The sequence below is a fragment of the Gluconacetobacter diazotrophicus PA1 5 genome, from assembly GCF_000067045.1.
GTDB lineage: Bacteria > Pseudomonadota > Alphaproteobacteria > Acetobacterales > Acetobacteraceae > Gluconacetobacter > Gluconacetobacter diazotrophicus.
The window spans coordinates 700,554-724,228 of record NC_010125.1 but is presented as its reverse complement, the minus strand read 5'-3'; the positions used below and the strand labels follow the sequence as shown (position 1 = coordinate 724,228).

Below are 23,675 nucleotides of genomic sequence, written 5' to 3'. Positions count from 1 at the left end.
TCCATGCCCGCATTGTGCCCGCCGGCCCGGCGGGCGCACAAGACCTCGTTCCGCGCAGACGGCGACTTGCACTCCGCCCGGCGAGGCCGCACAACCCATGCCATTCATCGCAGCAGCGTGGAAAGACGGATCTGGACCCATGACGGACGCCCCTACCCTGACGACGGATGTCGCCATCATCGGCGCCGGCCCCGCCGGCCTGTTCGCCGCGTTCGAATGCGGCATGCTGAAGCTGGACAGCCTGCTGATCGACGCGCTGGACTGCGTGGGGGGGCAATGCGCCGCGCTGTATCCGGAAAAGCCGATCTATGACATCCCGGGCCATCCCGCGATCGCCGGCGCCGCGCTGATCGAGGGACTGGAACAGCAGATCGCGCCGTTCGACGTACCGCGCCTGCTGGGCCGGCGGGTGGAGCGGCTGAGCGGCCATCGCGGCGCCTTCACGCTAGGCACCGACCGGGGCGAGACGATTCACGCCCGCGCCGTCATCATCGCCGCCGGGGCCGGCGCCTTCGGGCCCAACCGGCCGCCGCTGGCCGGGCTGGACGGGTTCGAGGCCACGGGGGCGGTGCAGTATTACGTCCGCCGCCGCGCGGATTTCGCGGGCACGCGCATCGTGATCGCGGGCGGTGGCGATTCCGCCATAGACTGGGCCCTGGCGCTGAAGGACGAGGCCGAGAAGATCTGGCTGGTCCATCGCCGCGACCGCTTTCGCGCCGCCCCCGAAAGCCTGCGCCAGCTGGACGAGGCCGTGGCCGCCGGCCGGATCGAGAAGATCGTGCCCTATCAGCTTCATGGCCTGCGCGGCACGGACGGCGCGCTGGAAGGGGTCGAGGTCGCGACGCTGGACGGCGACACCCGCATCCTGCCCGCCGACCGCCTGCTGCCGTTCTTCGGCCTGTCCACCGACCTGGGCCCCATCGCGCACTGGGGGATGGATTCGATCCGCAGCACGATCCCCGTCGTGCCTTCGAGCTGCGAAACCACCCTGCCCGGGGTGTTCGCGGTCGGCGACGTCGCGGCCTATCCCGGCAAGCTGAAGCTGATCCTGCAAGGCTTCAGCGAGGGCGCGATGGCGGCCCATGCCATCCACCCGATCGTGCGCCCCGACACGGCGCTGCATTTCGAATATTCCACCAGCAAGGGCGTACCCGATCGGATCTAGCATCGTTCCTGTCTCTGTTACGCCACACTGTTGCTGTCGGGTGAATTTGTTATATCATCGCTGACCCCCATCCGGAGTCCGCGATGCGTTCCAGCCCGCGCCAGACGATGCCGTACCGGCGGTCCTGCCCGCCATGCTGACCGCGGACCCGATGCCCGCCGCCCCTTCGGCCTGGACGGGGGGCATCCTGACGATCGATCTGGACGCGGTCGCCGCCAATTACCGCATCCTGCGCGACCGGGTCGGTCCCCGCACGATATGCGGCGCGGCGGTCAAGGCCGATGCGTACGGGCTGGGCGCGGCCCGCATCGTGCCCGTCCTGGCGGAAGCCGGGTGCCATACCTTCTTCGTCGCGCACCTGGCCGAGGGGGCTGCCATCCGGCCCCTGCTGGGCACGGATGCCACGATTTTCGTCCTGAACGGCGCCATGCCGGGCACCGAAGCCGCGTTGCACGAACACGGACTGGTGCCGGTGCTGAACAGCCTGGAACAGATCGCGCGCTGGCGCGACCTGGCCCGGCAGGCCGGCAGGGACCTGCCTGCCGCGCTGCAGGTCGATAGCGGCATGTCACGCTTCGGCCTGTCGGACGCGGATGTGGATGCCCTGGCGGCGCGGGACGGTTCCCTGGCCGGGATCACGCCGCTGCTGGTCATGAGCCACCTGGCCTGCGCCGACGAACCCGCCCACCCCGCCAACCACGCGCAGCGCGCGGCCTTCCTGCGCCTGCGGGCCAGGCTGCCGGCGGCGCCCGCCAGCCTGGCCGCGTCGTCCGGCCTGTTCATGGGCAGCGACTGGCATTTCGACATGGTGCGCCCGGGCGCCGCGCTGTACGGCATCAATCCCACGCCGGGCTGGCCGAATCCGATGCAGCCGGTGGTCCGCCTGCAGGCGCGCATCGTGCAGACGCGCTGGATCGGCCCCGGGACGGCAGTCGGATACGGCGCAGCCTTCATCGCCGACCGGCCCAGCCGGATCGCGACGCTGGCGGTGGGGTACGGCGACGGATTTCCCCGCGCCGCGGGCGGCCACGGCCATGCGGTCCTGCCCGAACGGCCGGCGGCGAAGCTGCCGATCATCGGCCGGATTTCCATGGATTGCCTGGCGGTGGACGTAACCGACATCAGCGACGCCCCCCTGGACGCCGGCACGGCGCTGGACCTGATCGGTCCGCATCATTCCATCGATTCCGCCGCCGCTGCCGCCGGAACCATCGGCTACGAACTGCTGACGGGGCTGGGCGCACGGTATCATCGTCTCTATCGCGACGACCGGTCGCGGAAAGGATGCAACGGGTGAAGGTCATCGTTCTGGGGGCCGGGGTCATCGGTGTCACCTCGGCCTGGTATCTGGCGAAACTGGGCCATGAGGTCGAAGTGGTCGACCGGCAGCCCGCGGCGGCGATGGAAACCTCCTTCGCCAATGCCGGCCAGGTCTCACCCGGCTATTCCACGCCCTGGGCCATGCCCGGCCTGCCGCGCAAGGCGCTGGGCTGGATGCTGCAGAAGCACAGCCCGCTGGTCATCCGCGCGCGCATCGATTTCGCGATGTTCCGCTGGATGACGCAATTGCTGACGAACTGCACCGAGCACGCCTACGACGTCAACAAGGCGCGGATGCTGCGGATCGCGGAATACAGCCGCGACTGCCTGACGGCGCTGCGCGAGGAAACCGGCATCACCTATGACGACCGCCAGCGCGGCCTGATCCAGCTTTTCCGCACCGACGCGCAGCTGGAGCACGCGCATGAGGACATGCGCCTGCTGGCCGAAAGCGAGGTACCGCACGAACTGCTGGACGTGGCGGCCATCGTCAGGCGCGAACCCGGCCTGGCCCACGCGCAGCATCTGCTGAAGGGGGGGCTGTTCCTGCCGGGCGATGAATCGGGCGACGCGCATATGTTCACCCAGCGCCTGGCGCAGAAGGCCGAAGAACTGGGCGTCACCTTCCACTACGAGACGGGCATCGAGGGGCTGGATGCCAGCGCGTCCGAGATCCTGGGCGTCCGCACGTCCACCGGCCGGATGACGGGCGATGCATACGTCGTGGCGCTGGGCAGCTATTCGCCGCTGCTGCTGCGGCCGATGGGAATCCGGTTGCCGGTCTATCCGGTCAAGGGCTATTCCCTGACCGTGCCCCTGACCGACCCGGATCGGGCCCCCGTCTCGACCGTGAATGACGAGACGTACAAGGTCGCCATGACCCGGCTGGGCGACCGTATCCGCATCGGCGGCACCGCGGAACTGACGGGATACGATCTGCGGCTGAGCCCCGACCGGCGCGAAACGCTGGAACTCTCCTTTTCGGACCTGTTCGGCGGCGGCGACCTGGGCCGCGCCACCTACTGGACCGGCTTGCGCCCCAATACGCCGGACGGCACCCCGGTGGTCGGCCCGTCGGGACGCTTCCGCAATCTGTGGCTGAATACGGGCCACGGCACCCTGGGCTGGACCATGGCCTGCGGGTCCGGACACATGCTGGCCGACCTGATCGCCGGCCGGCGGCCGAACATTCCACACCTGGACCTGTCGATCGACCGCTACGCTTCCTGAAGGATCGCGATCCGCGCCGGTCGCCCCCTGCCCGCCCCAAGGCAGGGGGCTGTATCGCCCAAGTCAAACGGCTTTCATTACTGTATGTGTTCAGGCTGGGCAGGTTTTCATGCGGTACGCGCCCTAAATCGGGTCGCGGCCCCACACCATGCCTTTTTTATTTCACAATCGATGCAACCAGCGTTTCCGGATGCGTTTGATGGACCGGCGTCCATCATTCGGATTTTCCGAAACGCCTGATGACGACATGGTTGTCGTCATCCCATCACTTTTTTGTTGCACGACGGTTTTTTGACGACATGGAAATCCGGTAGCGGCTTCAGAACGATCTTGCGTCGAAACGTTTTGGCGAATGCAAGCATCGCAGCTTTCCTGGAGACATATTCGCCTGCGAGGAAGACATGAAATTCATTATAGCCATTATCAAGCCATTCAAACTCGACGATGTCCGCGAAGCCCTGGGCACCATCGGCATCCAGGGACTGACCGTTACCGAAGTCAAAGGATATGGCCGCCAGAAGGGACAGACCGAGATCTATCGCGGCGCGGAATATCAGATCCAGTTCGTGGCAAAAGTGAAAATCGAAGTCGCGGTGGCCGATTCGATGCTGGATCAGGCGCTCGATACCATTCGTGCCGCCGCCCATACCGGCACGATCGGGGACGGCAAGATGTTTGTTCTTGAACTGCAACAGGCCATTCGTATCCGTACGAATGAAACCGGGGAGATTGCCTTGTGAACGGGTCAAATTCCTGCTTCAGACGATTGACGCTGGCGGCCCCGGCCGCCGCGATGGCCCTGCTGGCCGCCCCGTCGATCGCATCCGCCGCCGATCCGGCCCCTCCTCCCCCGATCAACACCGGCGATACCGCCTGGATGCTGACCAGCACCGCGCTGGTGCTGATGATGACCGTGCCGGGCCTGGCCCTGTTCTATGGCGGCATGGTCCGCAAGAAGAACGTGCTGGCCACGCTGATGCAGTCCTTCGCCATCTGCTGCATCATCACCGTCCTGTGGATGGTCGCGGGCTACAGCCTGACGTTCGGCACCGGGTCGCCCTATATCGGCGATCTGTCCCGCTTCATGCTGAACGGCATCGGCGCGCAGATTTCCAAGGGGTCCGATGTCGGCTTCACGCTGGGGCTGGGGTCGGCCAACGCCACGGTGATGACAATCCCCGAGAGCGTCTTCATGATGTTCCAGATGACGTTCGCGATCATCACCCCGGCGCTGATCGCCGGCTCGTTTGCCGAGCGCATGAAGTTCAGCGCGCTGTGCGTCTTCACCATCCTGTGGTCGCTGCTGGTCTATGCGCCGATCGCCCACTGGGTCTGGAGCCCGCTGGGCTGGGTCGCGGGGTTCGGCGCCGTCGATTTCGCCGGCGGCACCGTGGTGCACATCAATGCCGGCATCGCAGGCCTGGTCACGGCGCTGGTGCTGGGCAAGCGGCAGGGCTACGGCCAGGACGATATGTCGCCCTTCAACCTGACCTATGCCGTCATCGGCGCGTCGCTACTATGGGTCGGCTGGTTCGGCTTCAATGCCGGGTCGGCCGTGGGCTCCAACGGCCGCGCCGGCATGGCGATGGCGACGACGCAGATCGCGACCGCCGCCGCCGGCCTGTCCTGGATGCTGGCCGAATGGGCCCGCACCGGCAAGCCGACGGTGCTGGGCATCATTTCCGGCGCGGTGGCGGGCCTGGTCGCGATCACGCCCGCCGCCGGCTTCGTGCTGCCGGGCGGGGCGCTGGTCATCGGCCTGATCACGGGCGCCGTGTGCTATTTCGCGGCGACGTCGCTGAAGCACATGCTGGGCTATGACGACAGCCTGGACGCCTTCGGCGTGCATGGCATCGGCGGCATCCTGGGCGCGCTGCTGACCGGTGTGCTGGCCTATGGCCCGCTTTCGGCCACCGACGCCAACCCCGCCGGGGTCGTGGGGTCGTTCGCGCAGTTCGTCACCCAGGCCAAGGCCGTGGGCGTCACCATCGTCTGGTGCGGCGTCGTGACCTTCATCCTGCTGAAGATCGTCGACCTCGCCATCGGCCTGCGCGTCACCACCGAACAGGAACAGCAGGGTCTCGACATGTCCCTCCATGGCGAAAAGATAAGCTGATCGTTCCGGAAACGGGCGGCGCGTCATGCGCCACCCGTTAATATCAGAAAAATACAGTAATATTTAAGCAATACATAATAACGCACGAGATTTTCTCGGGCACAAACAAACAATATAAATTATTTTATCCTCATATATATCCGACATACGCGCTCGGTCGGTCGACGATTATTTCGCATTCGGACAATGGGCGCCTATTGTACGGAATGGGAAGATTCCATGAAGCTGATATCTCATGTCCTTACGATTATCGTGTGTTCCGTCGGCGTGGCCGTGGCCCTGAAACCCGTTGCCGCGCGCGCCCAGGTGACCATCTTCCAGAAATCCGGCCCCTCATCCGATTTCGATGCCTGGCTGCAGGGCATAACCCTGACCGGGCAGATCGAGGGCGGCATCGACGCCAATCCCGCCCGGCCCGACAACGGCATCAATTTCGGCAACTTCCTGGGGGACCACGCCAATCAGGTGCAGCTCAACCAGGTGGCGCTGACCCTTGCCAGGGCCATCGACCCGACGAAGGCCGAATACCAGATCGGCTTCACGCTCGAAGCGCTCTACGGCTCGGACGCACGCTATTACCACCTGCTGGGCATTTCCGACCACATGACGTCGGACCGCTATCAGCTCATTCCCGCCCAGGCCCACGTCGATACCCACCTGCCATGGCTGACGAAGGGGGGGCTGAACATGCAGGCGGGCATCCTGCAGGCCCCCATGGGGGTCGAAACCCTGGACCCGACAACGCGGCCCTTCTATTCTCTGGCCTATACGTCGGAATATTCGGTGCCGTTCCAGCATGTCGGCGCGATGTTCAAATGGCACGTGATCGATATGCTCGACGTCACCTTCGGCATCGATACCGGCAACCAGACGACGTTCGGCCGCAGCGACAACAATGACGCACCGGCCGGCTATTTCGGCTTCAACCTGAACAACCTGGCACACGGCAAACTGACCATCATCGAACTCAGCCGTGTCGGACCCGAAGATTCGGTGAAGGTCCTGGGCTCGCCCGCCAATCACCTGAATCGATTCTGGAACGATATCAACGCGACCTATGCCATCACGGACAAGCTGTCGGTCACCGGCGAATTCAACTACCTGCACGATGACGGGCTGCGGGCGGATACGACCAGCTTCGTCAGCTTCCTCAGCTACAAGATCACGCCGACCCTGACCTTCAATTATCGCGGCGAAATCTATCGCGACAATACCGGCCTGTTCGTCGCCAGCTTCCTGACCAACCGGGCCTATATGCAGGCCGTCGCCGGCATTCCCGCCCCCGCGGAATCCGCCCCGCCGACCACCTATGGCGAACTGACGCTGGGCGTCACCTACAAGCCGGATCTGGGCCACCATATCCGGGTGTTCGAGATCCGGCCCGAAATCCGCTTCGACCGGTCGCTGAACGGCACGACGCCCTTCAACGACGGACGGAACACGGGCGTGTTCACGTTCGGCGGCGACGCCGTGCTGGGTTTCTGATCGTCCCGGCATGCGGCGGTGACAAAAAAAGCGGGGACGGCAAACCGTCCCCGCTCTTTCGTGCCGGCAGGGCCGAAGCCCCGCCGCCGTGCGATCAGCCGATCACTTGGAAGGCGCGGTGGCCTTCTTGTGGTGCGAGCCGTGATGCGAGTGCTTCTTCGGCGCTTCGCTGGAAGTCGCCGGAGCAGCCGGGGTGGCCGGCGCGGCCGGAGCAGCCTCGGGCGCGGCCGGGGCGGCGGGCGCTGCCGGAGCCGCCGGGGTTTCCTGCGCCATCGCCGGGACAGCGGCGCCCATCAGGGCAACGGTAGCAACGGCGGCCAAGAACCGACGAGTCGAAACGATCATTGAATCTCTCCAGAATCAGGACGTCATCCCAAGGCCCAGACCAGTAATCGGAGAGGCTTTCCCAAGTCGGGCAAAAGTACAGCGCCGCACACGGTCCGTGCCCGCCGTTGCTAGCACGCCGCACCGCGTCCGTCTCGCATTAAAATTTATCAAGAAAAACCCCAGGATAGGGTTGTGCCGTCAGGGCCACGGATTCGCAATTATAAAAACATTACGAATTATATCACTTCCGAAATATGTCCGGGCCCGTGGCCGGCACGTGGCCGGGCGGATCACCCGACCACGTGGAAACACCTTGAAAACGCCCGGTTAAAGCGGGACGCGGTCAGGCCGAGGCGCCCTGGCGGTCGCGCTTCTTGCGCTCATGCGGGTCCAGGTAGCGCTTGCGGATTCGCACCGCGCTGGGCGTGACCTCGACCAGTTCGTCGTCCTCGATATAGGCGATCGCCTGTTCCAGGCTCATCTTCCGGGGCGGGGTCAGCAGCAGCGCGTCGTCCTTGCCGGCGGCGCGGATGTTCGTCAGCTTCTTTTCGCGGACCGGATTCACTTCCAGGTCGTTCTCACGCGAATGCTCGCCGATGATCATGCCGACATAGACCTTTTCGCCCGCATCGACGAACAGGGTCCCGCGCTCCTGCAACGAGAACAGCGAGTACTGCGTCGTCGCCCCGTCTTCCGACGAGATCAGAGACCCGTTGCGACGCCCCTCGATCGCGCCGGCCCAGGGCTGGTAGCCGGCGAACAGCCGGTTCATGATGCCCGTGCCGCGCGTGTCGGTCAGGAATTCGCCGTGATAGCCGATCAGGCCGCGCGACGGGATCAGGAAGGTCAGGCGCACCTTGCCGCCGCCCGACGGCTGCATGTCCTGCATCAGGCCCTTGCGCTGCGCCATCTTCTCGACCACCACGCCCGAATAGGGCTCGTCGACGTCGATCAGGACCTCTTCGAACGGCTCTTCGCGCTCGCCGGTCTCCTCGTTGGTGCGAAACAGCACCCGGGGGCGGCCGATGGTCAGTTCGAAACCCTCGCGGCGCATCTGCTCGATCAGCACGCCAAGCTGCAGTTCGCCACGGCCCGCGACCTCGAACGCCTCGCTTTCGGGGCTGTCGGTCACGCGGATGGCGATGTTGCCCTCGGTTTCCTTGAACAGGCGGTCGCGGATCTGGCGCGACGTCACCTTCTTGCCCTCGCGGCCGCCCAGCGGGCCGTCATTCAGGCGGAAGGTCATCGACAGGGTCGGCGGATCGACGGGGGTCGAGGCCAGCGGCTCGGTGATTTCGGGCGAGGCGATGGTTTCGGGAATGGTCGCCTCGGACAGGCCCGCGACCGCGACGATGTCACCGGCCTCGGCTTCCTCCACCGGCACGCGCTCCAGTCCGCGGAAGGACAGCAGCTTGGTCAGGCGTCCGGTTTCGACCACCGAGCCGTCGGGACGCAGCACGCGCACCGGCATGTTGACCTTGGCGCGTCCCTGCTCGACGCGGCCGGTCAGCACGCGGCCAAGGAAGTTGTCGTTTTCCAGGATGGTGGCGACCATGGCGAAGGGCGCGTCCTTATCCACCTGCGGCGGCGGAACGTGCCGCACGATCAGGTCGAACATCGGGGCCAGGTCCTTGCGCGCGCCCTCCAGTTCCTCATCCGCCCAGCCCTGGCGGCCCGAGGCGAAGAGCATCGGGAAATCGAGCTGCTCGTCGTTCGCGCCCAGGGCGGCGAACAGGTCGAAGATCTCGTTGTGCACTTCGTCGGGGCGGGCGTCGCCGCGATCGATCTTGTTCACCACCACGATCGGCTTCAGGCCGCGGGCCAGCGCCTTGCCGACCACGAACTTGGTCTGCGGCAGCGCGCCCTCGGCCGCGTCCACCAGCACCACGGCGCCGTCCACCATGCTGAGGATCCGCTCGACCTCGCCGCCGAAATCGGCGTGGCCCGGCGTATCGATGATGTTGATGCGGGTGTCCTTCCACACCACCGACGTGCACTTGGCCAGGATCGTGATGCCGCGTTCGCGTTCCAGGTCGTTGCTGTCCATCGCACGCTCGGCGACGTGCTGGTTTTCGCGGAACGAGCCCGACTGCTTCAGCAACTGGTCAACCAGCGTGGTCTTGCCATGGTCGACGTGGGCGATGATGGCGATATTGCGAATATCCATAACGTGTGTGACCTGACTTCCTTCGCGGGCACCCGACGGGCGTGCCGGCCGGCCCGCGCACCTTGCGCCACGGCCGACCCGCAGATGATTCCGTATTCCCGGGGTTGATAGAGGGGACGCACGCGGATTGCACGCGAAACTTCGCGGCCGGCGCCCCGGCCACGCACAGGGCAGGTATCAGACGCGCGCCCCGCAGCCTTCCGGAGGCTACAGTTCCATGTCCTGGCGCAGGTTGACCAGCGGACGCGCGCCGTAATGCGAGATGATCTCGGACGCCGCGACGCTGCCCAGCCGGCCGCATTCCTCAAGCGTGCGGCCCGAGGTCCAGCCCGCCAGGAAGCCGGCGGCATAGGCGTCACCCGCGCCCGTGGTATCGACCACCTGCGTCGCCACGGGGGGGACGTCGATCCGCTCGCCCTCCCGGATGATGGCGCTGCCCTGGCCGGAGCGGGTCACGACGGCGAAATGCGTGTCGGCGGCGGCGTGCTCCATCGCCGTCGTGAAATCCTCGGTCTGGTACAGCGAACAGATTTCCTCCTCGTTCGCGAACAGGATGTCGATATGGCCCCGCACCAGCTCGCGGAACGCATCGCGATGGCGGGCGACGCAGAACGGGTCGGACAGCGACAGCGCCACCTGCCGCCCTGCCCCGTGGGCCAGCGACGCGGCATGGCGGAATGCGTCCTGCGCGTGCGGGGGATCGAACAGGTACCCTTCCAGATACGTCACGCAGGCGCTGGCGACGACCTCCTCCACGACGTCCTGGGGCCCGAACGAGACGCAGGCCCCCAGATAGGTATTCATGGTCCGCTGGCCGTCCGGCGTGACCAGTACCAGGCAGCGCGCCGTCGGCTGTTCCTGCGCGATGCGGCCGGTCAGGAACGAGGACGGAAAGAAGATGCCGGAATCCTGCAGGTCGGCCGCGAAGGTCCGGCCCGGGGCGTCGTCCGCGACCTTGCCCAGATAGGCGACCCGCGCGCCCATGTTGGATGCCACGACGCAGGTGTTGGCAGCCGACCCGCCGCCCATTTCGCGTTCGCGATGGATCTTGTTGTACAGGGCTTCGGCACGCTCGGCGTCGATCAGCATCATGCTGCCGGAAATCATGTCATGCTCGGTCAGGAAGGCCGGATCGACCGGTGCCAGGACGTCGATGATCGCGTTGCCGATCCCCAGCAGGTCGAAGCGACAATCCTTTGCGGCGTCGCCGTTCGTCACAGACATTCCATTCCTCCCGCGCGGACCGGATTTTCCGACGCCGTGCCATTAAATAACCAAGATCATCAATCAAACGCGCCCTTTCGCTAACATCGGAGCGGCACGGTCGCAATGGCACACATTTCTTGTCCGTAAGCTTGACGCTTCAGGCTTGTTCGGGCCCAATCCGGGCGTGTAATCGTTGCCCACACCGTTTTTCGAAAAAATCCTCCGACCGGCCGGGCCCCCGCCCGGCCCCACCCACGACACTCAGCGGGGTATCTTTTGTTCAAACGACGCAAACCAGAAGACGAAGCAGCCCCCCCGGGCCGTCCCGCCAGTCCGCAGACGAGCTTCCCGCCGCCGCCTGCCGGTGTTTCGTCCCCCCGTTCCGCCGCCGCATCCGGTCCCGGCGCACCGTCCGCCCCTGCCGTTCCGCCCAAGGAGAATGCCCCCATGGCCCGTGCCCCGTTCCCGCCCGCTCCGCCGCCCGGCCCCGGCGCCGTTCCGCCGCCGCGCACCGGCATGGCCGCGTCGCCGCGCAAGGACAGTGCCGAACGCCGGACGCTGGTCGTGGGGCGCGGGATCAGCGTGCAGGGTACCATCCAGGATGCCGAGCGCCTGGTTGTGGAGGGCACGGTCGAATCCACGATGATCCACGCCCATGAACTGCAGGTCGCCCATGGCGGCATATTCCGTGGCGAGGTCGAGGTCGAGGACGCGGATCTGGCCGGCACCATCGACGGCACCCTGACCGTGCGCGGCAGCCTGACCATCCGGTCCACCGGCCGCCTGCTGGGCAAGGCGAAATGCCGCCGGCTGCAGGTCGAGGATGGCGGGCAGGTCACCGGCCAGCTTGAGATGATCACCACGCCGGCGTCGGCCGCCGCCGAGGCCCCGGCCCCGGAAACCCCGGTCGCGCCCGAAGTGCCCGAACCGATCTGACGGACGATCTCATTCGCCGGACTGCTGCGACGCGGACGTCGCAGCAGTAACGACGGTATTTCCAAAATAAAAAAACCGTTGTGGACCCTGCGATCCACAACGGTTTTTTTGATCCTGTTCCAGCGTGCGAAGCCGTCAGGCGACGTTGTCCCGCCGGTCGCGCAGCTTGACATAGGCAAGCTGCGCGTGTTCGGCGCAGTACGGCTTGCCGGGTACCGGCGTGCCGCCGCAGAAGTGAAAGCCCGGCGTACCCGGGTCGCCCAGCGGCCAGCAGCAGGTCAGGCCGCTGCGGCGCGGGGCCGGAGCCGTAACGGCACGCAGCGGGGCACGCGGTTCCGGCCGGGTGGCCGCGCGGGCTTCCACCGTGCTTTCGGCCTTGCTTTCGGTCGCCGGCGCCGGCGCCGGAGAAACCGGCTGCGGAGAGGACGGAGCCACGGCAGCCGGGGGCGCGGAACCCTGCGGCGCGGGACGGATTTCGGCGACGACGGCCGGCGCCACGGTCGCCGGACGGGGCTCCGCCGCTGCGACGGGCGTCACGCTGTCCGACGCCATGGCCGGAGAGGCGACGGGGGTCGGAGCGGCAGGGGATGACGCGACAACGGGCGCCACTGCGGGCACTGGTGTCGGGGTCGTCGCCTTCTGTTCCATCGCCCGGGCGGGTGCCGGGGGCCTGCGGATCGGGGACGGACGCGACTGAAGGCCAAGACGATGCGCCTTGCCCACGACCGCGTTTTTCGTCACCGCAAGCTGACGCCCGATCTCGGCCGTCGACAGCCCCTGCTGCCAAAGCTCGCGAAGACGCGCGATCGTCTCCTCGGTCCATTCCATTGCCATGCCCCATCTCTCCTTACGAAGAATAGGCGGAAATTAAGCCTATCTTGTGGTCGACTCAACCATTCCACCACAAAATCTTGTGGACAAGGCTGGGCATAACCTGTTCGCAACCCCTGTAAAACAGGTGCGCGACCTGTCAGGCGGGAATGCGCTTGACGCGGGTGCCATCGACCCCCAGCAGCATCCGGCCGTCCTTCAGGGCCAGGGCTTCGTCACCGAACACCGTGCGGCGCCATCCCTGCAGCAGCGGCAGGTCGGGCTCGGGCTCCAGCGCCAGGCGGTCCAGGTCCTCGGACGAGGCGACCAGCCGCGGCGCCACGTCATGTTCCTCGCAGCAGGCAGCCAGCAGGACCTTCAGCAGGGCGACCAGCGCCGGCGACGGGCGGGGCCCCTCCTTGCCCTTCTGCTGGCGCGGCAGGGCGCCGTCGGGCAGCGCCCGGGCGGCCGCCACGGCTTCGAGGATGCCGGTGCCGCTCTTGCCTTCGGCGAAGCCGCGCGACACGCCGCGAATGCGGGCCAGGGCATCGACATCCGCCGGGGCGGTGGCCGCGATTTCCAGCAGGCTTTCATCCTTCAGCAGCCGCTGGCGCGGAACGTTCACCCGCTGGGCCTCGCGCTCGCGCCACGCGGTAATGGCCCGCAGCACGCCCAACATGCGCCGGTTCGAGGTCCGGGGCCGCATCCGCTCCCACAGGGTTTCGGGATCGGGGCGGAAGGTCGCGGGATCGGACAGGACGGCCAGGTCGGACGCCACCCAGTCCAGCCGGCCCTCGCGCTCCAGCCGTTCGAGCAGCAATTGATAGACCGTCCGCAGATGCGTGACGTCGGCGGCGGCGTAGGCGATCTGCGCCTCGGACAGGGGGCGCGCCGACCAGTCGGAAAACCGGTGCGCCTTGTCGATATGCGCGCCGGTCAGCGAGGCGACCAGATTGTCGTACCCCACCTGGTCGCCGAACCCCGCGACCATCGCCGCGACCTGGGTATCGAACAGGGCGGCCGGCAAATGACCAAAGAGGTACAGGAAGATTTCCAAATCCTGCCGCGCCGCGTGGAAGACCTTGACGACCTCCGGGTCGTCCAGCAGGACCCCCAGCGGGGCCAGGTCGATGCCCGGGGCCAGCGTGTCCACCACCACGACCTCGTCCTGGCCGGCCAGTTGTACCAGGCACAGTTCGGGCCAGTAGGTCCGTTCGCGGACAAATTCGGTATCGATCGAAACGAACGGCTCGCGCCGCAGGCGTTCGACGACCCCCGTCAGGTCTTCAGTGGTGGTAATCAGGACCGGATCGGGAAAACCCGCTTTGGATGTGCGCGCCATTCCGTCCTGTTATCATGGGCCACGGTCGGTGCGAAGACCCGGCGCTTGACGGCGGCGGTCCCGCTCTGACATCACCCCCCTACCCCCAAGCGCAAGGATACGAGACGTGAGCGCACCCACCCGCCCGGACGATGGCAGCCAGACCCTGACCCAGCTGGGCCAGGCCACGATCCAACCCGCCCGCCCGGAAGACGCGACGCTGGAGCGCGTGCCCGCGCCGCATCCCGGACGTCGCTACGTGGTCCGGTTCACCGCCCCGGAATTCACCTCGCTGTGTCCGGTGACGGGGCAGCCGGATTTCGCGCATCTGGTCATCGACTACATCCCCGACCAGTGGATCGTCGAGAGCAAGTCGCTGAAGCTGTTCCTGACCAGCTTCCGCAACCATGGCGCCTTCCACGAAGCGTGCTCGATCCAGATCGCGACCACGCTGGTCGATCTGCTGTCACCGGTCTGGCTGCGGATCGGGGCGTACTGGTACCCGCGCGGCGGCATGCCGATCGACGTGTTCTGGCAGACCGGGCCGGCACCCGAGGGCGTGTGGATTCCGGCGCAGGACGTGCCGGGATATCGCGGGCGGGGCTGAAGGATTTTTGAAGCGGCCTCTACGAACCCCAAACGAAAACAGCACCCCGAAGGGTGCTGCCATCGTCTTGCGTCAAACGGGGGCGGTTACGCGCCCTGGACCGCTGGGCCGCCCGCCGCTTCGATTTCCGCGCGGGCCGACTGCATCTTGGCCATCAGCAGGTCCAGCACCGGCACGTTCATCTTGTCGGCCTTGTCGTACGAGGCTTCCAGTTCCGCCAGACGGGCCTGGGCCGCCTCGACCGACAGGTCGGACAGCGCGGTCGCCTGGTCGGCCAGGATGGTGCAGCTTGTCTCCGTCATGTCGGCGAAGCCGCCGGCCACGAAGAACCGGTCCGTCACCGCCCCGTCCTGATGCAGTTCGACGACACCACCGCGCAGCAGCAGCATCATCGGCGCATGGTCGGGCATGGCGGCGATATCGCCCTCCAGGCCCGGGATCAGCGCCATGTCGACCGCGCGCGAGAAGAGGACCTTCTCGGGGCTGACGATCTCGACCTTAATCGGCATCAACTGACTTCCTTGCGCGGGATCGGGCCGGTCAGGCCGTTTCCTTCATCTTCTCGGCCTTGGCCACCGCTTCCTCGATCGATCCGACCATGTAGAACGCGCCTTCCGGCAGATGGTCGTATTCGCCGGCCACGATCGCCTTGAACGAACGCACCGTGTCTTCCAGCGACACCAGCTTGCCCGGCGCGCCGGTGAAGACTTCGGCCACGTGGAAGGGCTGCGACAGGAAGCGCTGGATGCGGCGGGCACGCGCCACCACCTGCTTGTCGTCCTCGGACAGTTCGTCCATGCCCAGGATCGCGATGATGTCCTGCAGCGACTTGTAGGTCTGCAGGATACGCTGCACGTCGCGGGCCACCTGGTAATGCTCCTCGCCCACGATCTTGGGGTCCAGCGAGCGCGAGGTGGAATCCAGCGGATCGACGGCGGGGTAGATGCCCATTTCCGCGATCGAGCGGTTCAGCACCGTCGTCGCGTCCAGATGGGCGAAGGTCGCGGCCGGCGCCGGGTCGGTCAGATCGTCGGCCGGAACGTAGACGGCCTGCACCGAGGTGATCGATCCCTTCTTCGTCGAGGTGATACGCTCCTGCAGCGCGCCCATTTCGGTCGCCAGCGTCGGCTGGTAGCCCACGGCGGAGGGGATACGGCCCAGCAGGGCCGAGACCTCGGCGCCCGCCTGCGTGAAGCGGAAGATGTTATCGACGAAGAACAGAACGTCCTGGCCTTCCTCGTCACGGAAATACTCGGCCAGGGACAGGCCCGACAGCGCGATGCGCGCACGCGCGCCCGGCGGCTCGTTCATCTGGCCGTAGACCAGCGCCACCTTCGAGCCCTCGGTCGTGTCCTCGCCCAGCTTGATCACGCCGGCATCCTGCATTTCGTAATACAGGTCGTTGCCTTCGCGCGTGCGCTCGCCGACGCCCGCGAACACCGACACGCCGCCATGGGCCTTGGCGATGTTGTTGATCAGTTCCTGGATGATGACGGTCTTGCCCACGCCGGCGCCGCCGAACAGGCCGACCTTGCCGCCCTTCAGGTACGGGCACAGCAGGTCGACGACCTTGATGCCCGTGACCAGGATCTCGGTCGCGGCGGCCTGCTCGTCGAAGGACGGGGCCTTGCGATGGATCGGATAGCGCTTGTCGGACTTCACCGGGCCGCGCTCGTCGATCGGCTCGCCGATCACGTTCAGGATGCGGCCCAGCGTGCCGGGGCCGACGGGAACCGTGATCTGGCCGCCGGTCGCCACGACTTCGGTCCCGCGCATCAGGCCGTCGGTCGTGTCCATGGCGATGCAGCGTACTTCATGCTCGCCGATTTCCTGGGCGACTTCCAGCACCACGGTCTGGCCGTTGAAGGTCACGTGCAGTGCATCGAGGATGTGCGGCAGCGTGCCCTCGAACTGCACGTCGACGACGGCGCCGCGCACCTGCGTCACGCGCCCGACGATGTTGCTGTGCTGCGAGGCGCCCTGCGCTGCGACAGGAGCCTCGTTCTGTGTGGTTTCCGACATGGGTCAGCTCCTGCGACGAGGGGACCGGATCAAATTCAGACGGCCTGGGCGCCCGAAATGATCTCGATCAGTTCGTTGGTGATGTTGGTCTGGCGGGTACGGTTGTAGGTCAGGGTCAGCCGGTCGATGGCCTTGCCCGCGTTGCGCGTCGCGTTGTCCATGGCCGTCATGCGCGCGCCCTGTTCGCCCGCGGCGCTTTCCAGCATGGTCGCGTAAAGCTGGACCTGCAGATTGCGCGGCAACAGGCTGGACAGCAACTGCTCCTCGCCCGGTTCGAATTCGTAGCTGGCACGCTCGCCCGAGGCAACCGTGTCGTTCGCCGGCACGGCCAGCGGAATCAGCTGCATCTCGGTCGGCGTCTGCGACATGACGTTGTTGAAGCGGTTATAGACCACCGTGCAGACGTCGAATTCGCCCTTTTCCAGCATAGCGGTCAGCCGTTCGCCCAGTTCGGCCGCCGCCGAGAACGGAACCTCCTTGCCGCCCGACCCGTGGACATGATCCACGATCAGGTCGGAGAATTCCCGCATCAGGAATTCGTACCCCTTGCGGCCGGTGGGCAGCAGGCGAATCGTCTTGCCCTCGGCCTGCAGGCGGCGGATCAGGTCGCGCGTCGTGCGGTTGATGTTGGCGTTGAATGCGCCGGCCAGTCCACGGTCGCTGGTCATTGGGATCAGGAGATGGACCTTGTCCTTCCCCGTCCCGGCCAGAAGCTGCGGCAGGCCGGCTTCATTGCGGACGCTGGCGCCCAGTTCCGCGAGCATCCTGCGCATCGCCGCCGCATAGGGGCGTGCGGCCTCTGCCCGGCCCTGGGCCCGGCGCAGCTTGGCCGCCGCCACCATCTTCATGGCGCTGGTGATCTTCCTCGTCGATTTGACGCTGCCGATCCGCGCGCGAAGGTCCTTGAGGGATGCCATGGGTGCCTGTCCGCCTTCAGCCCGCGAACTGACGGCCGAAGCTCGTCAGGAAGTCGGTCAGGCGCGTTTCATTATCCTTGGTGATCTGCCGCTCAGTGCGGATCGATTCCAGGATTTCCTTGCCGCCGGTGTGCAGTTCGGCCAGCAGCTGGCGCTCGTAGCTGCTCACCTTGTCCACCGGCACCGCGTCAATGAAGCCGCGAGTGCCCGCGAACAGGACGCACACCTGCTCCTCGACCGCGAGGGGCGAGGTTTCGGGCTGCTTCAGCAGTTCGACCAGCCGCGCGCCGCGCGCAAGCTGCTTCTGCGTGGCGGGATCGAGGTCGGACGCGAACTGCGAGAACGCCGCCATTTCGCGGTACTGCGCCAGTTCCAGCTTGATCTTGCCGGCGACCTGCTTCATCGCCTTGATCTGCGCGGCCGAGCCGACGCGCGACACCGAACCGCCGACATTCACCGCCGGGCGGATGCCGCGATAGAACAGGTCGGTTTCCAGGAACACCTGGCCGTCGGTGATCGAGATCACGTTGGTCGGGATATAGGCCGAAACGTCGCCGGCCTGGGTTTCGATGACCGGCAGCGCCGTCAGCGAACCCGCGCCGTATTCATCCGACATCTTCGCCGCGCGTTCCAGCAGGCGGGAATGCAGGTAAAACACATCGCCCGGATAGGCCTCGCGGCCCGGCGGGCGGCGCAGCAGCAGCGACATCTGGCGATAGGCCACGGCCTGCTTGGACAGGTCGTCATACACGATCAGGGCATGCATGCCGTTGTCGCGGAAATATTCGCCCATGGCGCAGGCGGCGTACGGGGCCAGGTACTGCATCGGCGCCGGGTCGGACGCGGTGGCGGCGACGACGATGGAATATTCCATCGCGCCGGTTTCCTCCAGCGTGCGGACCAGCTGGGCCACCGTCGAGCGCTTCTGGCCGATGGCGACATAGATGCAGTACAGCGACTTCTTGTCGTCGCCCAGGGCGTTGACCGACTTCTGCGCGACGATGGTGTCGATCAGGATGGCCGTCTTGCCGGTCTGGCGGTCGCCGATGATCAGTTCGCGCTGGCCGCGTCCGATGGGCACCAGGGCGTCGATCGCCTTGATTCCGGTCTGCATCGGCTCGCCGACCGACTGGCGCGGCATGATGCCGGGCGCCTTGACGTCGGCGCGCTTCATGACGACGTCGCCGACCAGCGGTCCCTTGCCGTCGATCGGGTTGCCCAGGCCGTCGACCACGCGGCCCAGCAGGGCCTTGCCGGTCGGGACCTCGACCACCGCGCCGGTGCGCGAGACGGTGTCGCCTTCGCGCATGTCGGCGTCATCGCCGAAGATCACGACGCCGACATTGTCGTTTTCCAGGTTCAGCGCCATGCCGCGCTGGCCCGATCCCGGGAATTCGACCATTTCGCCGGCCTGCACGTTCTGCAGGCCGTAGACGCGGGCGATGCCGTCGCCGACCGACAGGATCGTGCCCGTCTCGGCAATATCAACCGGCGTGTCGAACGTGGCGATCTGCTGCTTGAGGATATCCGAAATCTCGGCGGGGCGGATTTCCATCACGCGGCTCCCTTCATGGCGTGGTGCAGGCGGGTCAGGCGGGACCGGAGGCTGGTGTCGTACAGGCGCGCGCCGACGCGCACGACCAGGCCGCCCAGCAGCGCCGCATCGACACGCTCCTGAATGTTGACCCTGGAATAGCCGGCCTCGGCGAGGCGGCTTTGAAGCTGGACGCGCTGCAAGTCCGTCAGGGGCTGGGCCGAGACAACTTCAGCCACCTCTTCCCCGCGCTTGGCGGCGGCGATCGCCCGCAGCGCGTCGAGGATGGCCGGCAGCTGGGACAGGCGGCGGTTGCGGGCGATGACGCCCACGAAATGGCGGATGGTTGCGCCGAACCCCTGGGCATCGAGCACCGCCAGCAGCGCGCGGGTGATGTCCTTGATGTCGAGGGTGCGGTCGCTCAGAAGGGCCCGGAAATCGGCGTTGCCGTCGATCAGGCCGCGCAGGGCCTCGGCCTGGGGCAGGACCTCGTTCAGCAGCCACCGGTCGGCGGCCAGTTCATAGAGTGCCGTTGCGTAACGACCCGGAAGGCCATTGGCGACGGAGGCGATCGATATTGTTGTCGTTCCACCCGAAACCACGGTCGGCCTTTCCATCCCAAGATCCTGAACATTATGACGTGCGGCGGCCCCGGAATCGGTCCTGTCCGCCGTTTCATGTCCTGTCCATCGTTGGCGGGGCGTCTAGCATGCCGCCCCGCCCCACGCAACAAGCCTGATGGGACAATGACGCGGTCCCGCGCGCCTGGCAACGCCTTCCGCTCCGCCGTTGGCACCGCCATTGCAGCGGGCGCGCGGGCGCCTGTTCGGCCCGCGGTCCTTCAGGCGGTGATGGACAGCGCGGACGGACGGAAGGCCGTCGTTTCGCGTTCGACCAGCGCCACGCCCAGATCGACGATGCGGGGCACCCCGGGGCGGCCGGCCAGCAGGTCCAGCACCATGCGCCCCGTCCGTTCGCCCATCGCGCGGAAATCGACCGCGACCGTGGTCAGGGCGGGCACCATCTGGCGGCCGACCTCGAACCCGCCGAACCCGATCAGCGATATATCCTGCGGAACGCGCACGCCCCTTCGGTGGCATTCCATCAGCGCGCCGACCCCCACCAGGTCGGACACCGCGAACACCGCCTGCACGTCCGGTTCCCGGTTCAGCAGATGCCCCATGGCCTGCGCGCCATGGGTAAAGGAAATCGGCGGATTGCCCATGCGCAGCACAAGCGCGTCGGACAATCCGGCCTCACGCAGGGCCTCGGCGAAGCCCGCCAGCCGCTCGCCGCCGCGATGATCGCAGGACAGGCCGTCACCCTCCGCCCCCAGGGCACCGATGCGCGTATGGCCCAGCGCGATCAGGTGGTGTGCGGCCATGCGCCCGGCCTCGCGGTTCGAATAGCCGACCATGCGATGGACCGGCCGGCCGGCCAGGCCCGCCATCTGTACGATGGGAATGGTTTCCGACGCCAGCATGCCCCGTAACGCCGGCCCGCGCGGACCGGCCGGCAGGATCAGGGCCTCCGCCCGGCGGCCCAGCATGTCGCGCACGTGGCGCAGCATTGCGTTTTCGTCATAATCGGTATACCCAATCAGCAATTCGTACCCGTCGCGGCGGATGATGTCCGTCAGCCCCCGCGCCGCATCGGCGAAATTGGTGTTGGTCAGGGTCGGCACCACCAGCCCGACGAAACCGCTGCGGCGGGTCGACAGGGCCTCGGCCGCCCGGTCGGGCACATAGCCCAGGTCGGCAATGGCGCGTTCGATGGCCCGCCGCGTGTCCTCGCGGACCAGGTCCGGCGTCCGCAAGGCGCGGGAGACCGTCATGCGCGACACCCCCGCCCGCGCCGAGACATCCATGATGGTGGGCCGGGCGGCACGCGGCCGTGCCTCGGATATCGCGTGTTCCGGCATCCCCTGCCCTGGCCCTTCCTGCCCCGGCACCTCCGGCCCAGCCGTCGGGCCTGTTCCTGTCGTCCGCCTGCCTGTCATGCCCGTTTCACACCCTTCCCGCTCGCCCCGGGCCCGTCGTTCACGGAAACTTATAGTCCCGCGCCGGCCAAAGCGGCGCCGGAAATATGGACAATGCCGCCATGTTCCTGTCCCGTTGGCCGCTTAATCTCAAGAACAGAAACGGGAATCGTCCATCATGCCTTCCAACCCCCTCTTCGACCTGACCGGACGCCTGGCGCTCGTCACCGGCTCCAGCGGCGGAATCGGCCTGGCAATCGCTGCCGGTCTGGCCGACGCGGGGGCTCATGTCATCCTGAACGGGCGTGACGCCGCCCGGCTGGAGGCCGCCGCCACACACCTGCGCGACACGGCGCCTGACGGCGCGACGCGCACGATCCTGGCCCGTGCGTTCGACGTAACCGACCGCGCGGCGGTCGAGGACGGGGTGCGGCGGATCGAGGAGGCCGACGGCCCGATCCGCATCCTGGTCAACAATGCCGGCATTCAGCGCCGCGCGCCGCTGGACACGTTTTCGCCCGAGGACTGGTCGGAGCTGATGCGCACGAACCTGGACAGCGTCTTCTTCGTCGGCACGGCGGTGGCCCGGCACATGATCCCGCGCGGCAAGGGCAAGATCATCAATATCGGCAGCGTGCAGTGCGAACTGGCCCGGCCGGGAATCGCCCCCTACACCGCCAGCAAGGGCGCGGTGAAGAACCTGACCAAGGGCATGTGCGCCGACTGGGCCCGGCACGGGCTGCAGATCAACGCCATCGGCCCCGGCTATTTCGAGACGCCGCTGAACCGCGCGCTGGTCGAAGACCCGGACTTCAATGCCTGGCTGCAGAAGCGCACGCCGGCCGGGCGCTGGGGCCGGGTGGAGGAACTGCAGGGCGCGGCGGTCTTCCTGGCGTCCGACGCGTCGTCCTTCGTCAACGGCCAGACGCTTTATGTCGATGGCGGGGTGCTGTCCGTCCTGTAACCGGACGCCTGCGGCCCGTCATCGAACAGCGCGCGGACCGTCTGCGCGCTGCGCCGGGCGCGCGCGCCCGTCGACACCACGCCCAGGCCGGCGATGCCGCAGGCCAGGACGACGATGGTCCACCAGACCCGATGGCTGGCCGCCGGCAGCAGTGCCATGTACGCGACGACGGCGCCCGCTGATGACAGCGGCGCCGGCTGGACCGGGGCGGACATGACCGATGCCGTCATCGCCCCCGATGCCGCGATCCCCAGCAGGGCGCCGATCTGCCGGCTGGTCGAGGCCAGGGCCGCCGCCAGCCCCGCCTGGTCGCGCGGCATGCCCGAAACCGCCGCATTGGTGATCGGCGCGTTGCACAGGCCGAATCCACAGCCGCACAGGCCGTAGGCGGCCAGCAGCACCGCGGGCGGTGTGGTCGCCGTCAGACCGGTCAGCAATATCGCCCCGCCCCCCAGCCCCAGCGCCGACAGCAGCAGCGGCAACCGCGCGCCGTGCGCCCCCACGATGCGGCCCGACAGCGGCGCGCAGGCCATCACCCCCATGGCGAAAGGCAGCGTGTACAGCCCGGCCCGCAGGGCGGACAGGCCGCGCACGTCCTGCAGGTACAGCGTGTTCAGGAACAGGAAGGAACTGAAGATCGCGAAGGCGCAGATCGCGATCAGGATCGCCCCGGTGAACGGCAGGGCACGGAAGAAGCGCAGATCCAGCAGCGGCTGCGCCCGCCGGCGTTCCACCACGACCAGCGCCACCATCCCCATCGCCGCGAGGGCGAGCGTCGCCTGGATGGCCGGGGCGCCCCAGCCGTAGTTGCGGGCTTCGATCAGTGCCGCGGTCGTCGCCGCCAGGACCAGGGCGATCAGCACCTGCGCCGGCACGTCGATCGGCCGTACCCGCGCCGCCCGCGATTCGGGAATGAAGCGCAGGCTGAGGACCATCGCCACCAGTCCGATCGGCAGGTTGACCCAGAACACGGCCCGCCAGCCGGCCAGCGTGGTCAGCACGCCGCCCGCCAGCGGCCCCAGCGCCAGTGCCAGCCCCGACATGCCGCCCCACATGCCGATCGCCCGCGCCCGGGCCACGGGGGTGACGAAGACATTGGCGATGATCGACAGCGCCACGGGATTCAGCATCGCGCCGCCCAGCCCCTGGAACGCGCGCGCCATCACCAGGGCCCGCGCGCTGGGCGCCAGGCCGCACAGCGCCGACCCCAGGCAGAAGATCGCGATTCCCGTGACGAAGACGCGGCGCCGGCCGATCCGGTCGGCCGTCGACCCCGCCAGGACCAGCAGGGTGGCCACGACCAGCGTGTAGGCGTCCACCACCCATTGCAGGTTCGAAAACCGCCCGCCCAGCGCCGCGCGAATCGACGGCAGCGCGACATTGACGATGGTCACGTCCATCATCACCAGCAGCAGGCTGAGGCAACAGGTGGCCAGCACCAGGCCCGGACGAAGATCGGAACGCAGAGCGGGATGGGGGGACAGGTCGGTCATGCCCCGCGACAATAGGAATCCCGCCGTCGGCCGCCCAGTCACGAACAGTCCAGTCACGAGCAGCCCGGTCACGCGGA

General features: G+C 67.1%; 21 protein-coding genes. 9 read left to right on the top strand and 12 right to left on the bottom strand.

Annotated features, from left to right (window positions below; translation table 11 throughout):
- Nucleotides 1-139 precede the first annotated feature (139 nt).
- The 6 genes from GDI_RS03385 to GDI_RS03360 all read left to right on the top strand — a co-directional run bounded on the left by GDI_RS03385 (nt 140) and on the right by GDI_RS03360 (nt 7,316).
- Nucleotides 140-1,165: an NAD(P)/FAD-dependent oxidoreductase gene (locus GDI_RS03385; protein ID WP_012553701.1), complete on the top strand. Its 1,026-nt coding sequence runs from the start codon at nt 140-142 to the stop codon at nt 1,163-1,165.
- Between the two features lie 133 nt (nt 1,166-1,298).
- The gene (alr, locus tag GDI_RS03380; protein ID WP_012223326.1) at nt 1,299-2,462 is read left to right on the top strand and encodes an alanine racemase; all 1,164 of its coding nucleotides are present in this window, start codon (nt 1,299-1,301) and stop codon (nt 2,460-2,462) included.
- Complete coding sequence (locus tag GDI_RS03375) at nt 2,459-3,715, top strand: D-amino acid dehydrogenase (RefSeq protein ID WP_012223324.1); 1,257 nt, start codon at nt 2,459-2,461, stop codon at nt 3,713-3,715. Before alr ends, GDI_RS03375 begins: the two co-directional genes overlap by 4 nt.
- 401 nt (nt 3,716-4,116) lie before the next feature.
- The gene (locus GDI_RS03370; protein WP_012223313.1) at nt 4,117-4,455 is read left to right on the top strand and encodes a P-II family nitrogen regulator; all 339 of its coding nucleotides are present in this window, start codon (nt 4,117-4,119) and stop codon (nt 4,453-4,455) included.
- A gap of 53 nt (nt 4,456-4,508) precedes the next feature.
- Nucleotides 4,509-5,831, top strand: coding sequence for an ammonium transporter (locus GDI_RS03365; RefSeq protein ID WP_173363395.1), 1,323 nt, complete (start codon nt 4,509-4,511; stop codon nt 5,829-5,831).
- A gap of 219 nt (nt 5,832-6,050) precedes the next feature.
- Entirely contained in the window at nt 6,051-7,316 is a 1,266-nt protein-coding gene (locus tag GDI_RS03360) for an outer membrane beta-barrel protein (RefSeq protein WP_012553703.1), read from the top strand.
- A gap of 102 nt (nt 7,317-7,418) precedes the next feature.
- Here GDI_RS03360 and GDI_RS03355 read toward each other — a convergent pair whose 3' ends face one another.
- The 3 genes from GDI_RS03355 to GDI_RS03345 form a co-directional block, all read right to left on the bottom strand.
- The gene (locus tag GDI_RS03355) at nt 7,419-7,661 is read right to left on the bottom strand and encodes a hypothetical protein (protein ID WP_012553704.1); all 243 of its coding nucleotides are present in this window, start codon (nt 7,659-7,661) and stop codon (nt 7,419-7,421) included.
- A 325-nt stretch (nt 7,662-7,986) separates the two neighbouring features.
- Complete coding sequence (typA, locus tag GDI_RS03350) at nt 7,987-9,810, bottom strand: translational GTPase TypA (protein WP_012223307.1); 1,824 nt, start codon at nt 9,808-9,810, stop codon at nt 7,987-7,989.
- Nucleotides 9,811-10,017: 207 nt separating this feature from the next.
- The gene (locus GDI_RS03345) at nt 10,018-11,034 is read right to left on the bottom strand and encodes an adenosine kinase (protein ID WP_012223305.1); all 1,017 of its coding nucleotides are present in this window, start codon (nt 11,032-11,034) and stop codon (nt 10,018-10,020) included.
- A 429-nt stretch (nt 11,035-11,463) separates the two neighbouring features.
- Between GDI_RS03345 and GDI_RS03340 the strand changes: the two genes are divergently transcribed.
- A complete protein-coding gene (locus GDI_RS03340) occupies nt 11,464-11,952 on the top strand; it encodes a bactofilin family protein (RefSeq protein WP_041249267.1) in 489 nt (162 codons plus the stop codon).
- 135 nt (nt 11,953-12,087) lie between these two features.
- Here the strand turns inward: GDI_RS03340 and GDI_RS03335 are convergent, their stop codons facing one another.
- Nucleotides 12,088-12,786, bottom strand: coding sequence for a GcrA family cell cycle regulator (locus tag GDI_RS03335; protein WP_012223302.1), 699 nt, complete (start codon nt 12,784-12,786; stop codon nt 12,088-12,090).
- Nucleotides 12,787-12,922: 136 nt separating this feature from the next.
- Complete coding sequence (gene rnd, locus GDI_RS03330) at nt 12,923-14,104, bottom strand: ribonuclease D (RefSeq protein WP_012223297.1); 1,182 nt, start codon at nt 14,102-14,104, stop codon at nt 12,923-12,925.
- Between the two features lie 106 nt (nt 14,105-14,210).
- On the opposite strand from rnd, the gene queF reads away from it, so the two are divergent.
- Nucleotides 14,211-14,690 carry a preQ(1) synthase gene (queF, locus tag GDI_RS03325; RefSeq protein ID WP_012223295.1) on the top strand — a complete coding sequence of 160 codons (480 nt, stop codon included), beginning with the start codon at nt 14,211-14,213 and terminating at the stop codon, nt 14,688-14,690.
- Nucleotides 14,691-14,776: 86 nt separating this feature from the next.
- On the opposite strand, the gene atpC is transcribed toward queF, so the two are convergent.
- The 6 genes from atpC to GDI_RS03295 all read right to left on the bottom strand — a co-directional run bounded on the left by atpC (nt 14,777) and on the right by GDI_RS03295 (nt 21,162).
- Nucleotides 14,777-15,199 carry an ATP synthase F1 subunit epsilon gene (atpC, locus tag GDI_RS03320; protein ID WP_012553706.1) on the bottom strand — a complete coding sequence of 141 codons (423 nt, stop codon included), beginning with the start codon at nt 15,197-15,199 and terminating at the stop codon, nt 14,777-14,779.
- Between the two features lie 31 nt (nt 15,200-15,230).
- Nucleotides 15,231-16,712, bottom strand: a complete 1,482-nt coding sequence (gene atpD / locus GDI_RS03315; RefSeq protein ID WP_012223291.1) for a F0F1 ATP synthase subunit beta — start codon at nt 16,710-16,712, stop codon at nt 15,231-15,233.
- 35 nt (nt 16,713-16,747) lie between these two features.
- Nucleotides 16,748-17,629: a F0F1 ATP synthase subunit gamma gene (locus GDI_RS03310; protein WP_012223289.1), complete on the bottom strand. Its 882-nt coding sequence runs from the start codon at nt 17,627-17,629 to the stop codon at nt 16,748-16,750.
- A gap of 16 nt (nt 17,630-17,645) precedes the next feature.
- Nucleotides 17,646-19,184, bottom strand: coding sequence for a F0F1 ATP synthase subunit alpha (gene atpA, locus GDI_RS03305; RefSeq protein ID WP_041249266.1), 1,539 nt, complete (start codon nt 19,182-19,184; stop codon nt 17,646-17,648).
- Nucleotides 19,184-19,780 (bottom strand): ATP synthase F1 subunit delta, encoded by a 597-nt coding sequence (gene atpH / locus GDI_RS03300; RefSeq protein WP_012223285.1) that lies wholly within the window; start codon nt 19,778-19,780, stop codon nt 19,184-19,186. The genes atpA and atpH overlap by 1 nt, the downstream gene beginning before the upstream one ends.
- A gap of 224 nt (nt 19,781-20,004) precedes the next feature.
- The gene (locus tag GDI_RS03295; protein WP_231854206.1) at nt 20,005-21,162 is read right to left on the bottom strand and encodes a LacI family DNA-binding transcriptional regulator; all 1,158 of its coding nucleotides are present in this window, start codon (nt 21,160-21,162) and stop codon (nt 20,005-20,007) included.
- A gap of 157 nt (nt 21,163-21,319) precedes the next feature.
- Between GDI_RS03295 and GDI_RS03290 the strand changes: the two genes are divergently transcribed.
- Entirely contained in the window at nt 21,320-22,105 is a 786-nt protein-coding gene (locus GDI_RS03290; protein WP_012223281.1) for an SDR family oxidoreductase, read from the top strand.
- Here the strand turns inward: GDI_RS03290 and GDI_RS03285 are convergent.
- The gene (locus GDI_RS03285; protein WP_041249265.1) at nt 22,072-23,598 is read right to left on the bottom strand and encodes an MFS transporter; all 1,527 of its coding nucleotides are present in this window, start codon (nt 23,596-23,598) and stop codon (nt 22,072-22,074) included. The two genes, GDI_RS03290 and GDI_RS03285, sit on opposite strands and share 34 nt — an antisense overlap.
- Between the last annotated feature and the right edge of the window lie 77 nt (nt 23,599-23,675).